This window comes from Clostridium oryzae (assembly GCF_002029235.1).
In the GTDB taxonomy this organism is placed as follows: Bacteria; Bacillota; Clostridia; order Clostridiales; family Clostridiaceae; genus Clostridium_AE; species Clostridium_AE oryzae.
This window is the reverse complement of sequence record NZ_MZGV01000135.1, coordinates 1-3,200: the sequence shown is the minus strand read 5'-3', so window position 1 is coordinate 3,200 and position 3,200 is coordinate 1. Positions and strand designations below refer to the sequence as shown.

Sequence of the window (3,200 nt, the reverse complement as noted above, 5' to 3'; positions counted from 1 at the left end):
ATTGTATTAACCATATGCTTTTACATTGTGGAACATCTAGGTGATAGAACTAAAATTAAAAGAAATAATCCTAATTAGATAAAAAAATTTATGAGATTAAATATGTGTGCAGCTTATCTAGAAACATCATTTTTGAAAAAATAATTTTAGAGATGTTAATTGAACAATAGAGAATAGTTAAAAGTTTTAGATGTTAGTATGACATGATTTATACTGGCACAATGTAGTAAGAAAAAAGACAATGGATATCTAAAGTAAGTAATAGAGGAAGAACTTATGTTTAAAGAATGGTTAGTATTATACGGTGAATTTAGTAATAAGAAGTATTTTTCTTAAAGGGTTGTTAATTATAAATTTGATAATAGTATAAAATGGTATATGTTTTTAGTATTTAAAATTATAATTTGAATTAAGCATTTATGTTATAAGCCATTGATTAAAATGGCATTTTTGTAGGAGGGTTGTTTGTGAAGAAATTTTGCGATATAAAAAACAGAAAAATTATTGCTTGGGGTAGTGGTGGGCTATTTAGGCAGTGCTTTGAAATGAAAGAAATAGAAATAGCGTATATTATCGATAATGATAATAAAAAATGGGGACAGTCAGTATTCAATATTCCAATAAAGTCAGCAGAAAGCCTGAAGAATGAAGTTAATGAGGATATAGTTATTATAATCTTTTCATCTTATTATAAGAGTATTATTTCCAATATATTTCGATATGCAGATTTCGAATTCTATTTATGTACTGAACTTGACTGTTACTATGAAATAGGTACAAATAATGAATTCAACAGAGTTAAGTGGTTAGCTAATAAGTTATATCATTTAGATAATGGGAAAAAAATATTAGATGCAGGAGCAGGAGAACAACAAAACAAAATTTTTTGTGAACATCTTGATTACGTGGCACAAGATTTTGCTAAATATAATGGTAAAGGTAATGAATGTGGTCTTCAAACAGACGAGTGGAATTATGGTAAGTTAGATATAATAAGCGATATAACTAATATTCCTTGTGGGAATGAATCATTTGATGCGATAATGTGCACAGAAGTTTTTGAACATCTACCTGACCCGGTTTCTGCTATTAAAGAGTTTTCTAGACTACTAAAAAAAGGTGGGAAATTAATATTAGCTGCTCCATTTTGTAGTTTAACTCATTTTGCACCATACCATTTTTATAGTGGCTTTAACAGGTATTTTTATGAACATTTCCTAAATGAGTATGAATTTAGAATAATTGAAATGAACACAAGCGGCGATTATTTCGAATATATAGCTCAAGAACTCAGAAGATTATCAGATGTTTGCAAAAAATATTCTGATTACCACATTGAAAAGGATGAGAATAAAAATATTGATCAAGTAATCAAGCTACTAGGCAGTATCGAATTAGGAAATATAAATTCTCAAGAGTTACTTTGCTATGAATATCATGTAATAGCTGAAAGGATGTAATTTTATTGAAGGTCTTATTATCTTGTTTAAAGTATGACTATAATGACAAATCAAGAGGGTATAGCTTTGAATATGAGAATTTTTATATGACATTAGCAAATATAAAAAACATCGATTTAATATTTTTTGATATATGTGATTTTGGTGATAAGCTATTACACGAAAATAAGAATAGACAATTAATTAATTTAGTCGAAAAAGAAAAACCTGACATTCTATTTAATATCTTGTTTGATGATGAAATAGAAAAAGAAACCTTTTTATATATAAAAGAAAATACAAAAACGGTGTTAATTAATTGGTTTTGTGATGACCAGTGGAGATTTAAATCTACTTCTATTAAATGGTGTTGGTGCTTTGATTATTGTATCACTACTTATGCTAAAGCAGTTAATGAATATAAAAAAATAGGATATAATAACATTATTCTATCTCAATGGGCATGTAATAATTATACATACTATAAAAAAAATTTAGATTATAAATATGACGTTTCATTTGTAGGACAACCTCATAGTAATAGAAGAGAGGTAATTAATAAGCTAAAAGATAACGGAATAGATGTAAAATGCTTTGGGTATGGATGGAATCTAGAAGCTCCTAATAGTTCAAGAATATCTCAAGATGATATGATAGATGTTTTTAATAGTAGTAAAATAAATTTAAATTTAGCAAATTCATCAAGTTCAGACGCTCCTCAGCAAATAAAAGGGAGAAATTTTGAGGTGCCAGCATGTGGAGGCTTTTTATTAACAAGCGATGTTGAAGAATTAAATCGTTACTACAGAATTGGAAAAGAAGTAGTAGTTTATTCATCGTTTGATGATATGGTTGAAAAAATAAGATATTACCTAAAAAATAACATTGAAAGAGAAAAAATAGCAGAGGCTGGTTACATAAGAACTATACAAGAGCATACTTATGAGAAGAGGTTAATCAACATATTTAGCTTCGCTTTTGAAAAAGGAAAAAAAATTAATAAAAGGACAAGAGAACTATTCTATAAATATAATTATAAGAAAATAGTTGATACATTATCTTCGGTTTTTGAAAACGCTAAAGGAAAGTGTATTGGTATATATGGAGCAGGGGAGCATACAACAAATCTTATTAATAGTTATAAAAAATTAATTGGAAAAATTGATTTTAAAATTTATTATTTTGATTCTAATGTTGATAAATGGGGAAATAACTACTTGAATGGAATTATTATGCCGCCTAATGAAATAAGTAATCTTAATTTGGATAGAATCATTATATCAAGTTATGCACATGAGGAGGATATATACAATGATCTATCAAAAAGAAAATTAGGTATTACTATTTTTAAAATTTATAATTCTAAAAACGGCAATAATATGTTTTGATAGAGTATAAGTGTAAGATAAATTTAGTATTTGTTGAAGTATTTGCAGATGAATATAAAAGTTACTTAATAGTAATAAAATATATGTTATTGATGCATCTATAGGGAAACACTGCGAAAACTTAACTTATACACGTCGAATGATCGTTGAAGCGTTCGATAATTCATCATGTATAAGTTAAGTTTACGTATAGAAACCCTATACACAAGAAAAAGTTAACGAATTAAGAGTTGCAAAAAAAGAGAGTATAATTCTTAATCATGTAATAATAGTAGGTGAAGAGGAAAGCTATATAGGACTGAATCAATGAAATTTATATGCTGAAGTCAATAAATTTATTATGTTAAGTTGTTTGAATGAAAAGATATTAGAT

At 26.9% G+C, this 3,200-nt stretch carries 2 protein-coding genes; both read left to right on the top strand.

What is annotated here, in order from left to right; translation table 11 throughout:
- Window positions 1-467 precede the first annotated feature (467 nt).
- Entirely contained in the window at window positions 468-1,460 is a 993-nt protein-coding gene (locus CLORY_RS22575) for a class I SAM-dependent methyltransferase (protein ID WP_207652254.1), read from the top strand.
- Window positions 1,461-1,465: 5 nt separating this feature from the next.
- Window positions 1,466-2,827, top strand: a complete 1,362-nt coding sequence (locus CLORY_RS22570) for a CgeB family protein (protein ID WP_242954495.1) — start codon at window positions 1,466-1,468, stop codon at window positions 2,825-2,827.
- The last annotated feature ends 373 nt before the right edge of the window (window positions 2,828-3,200 follow it).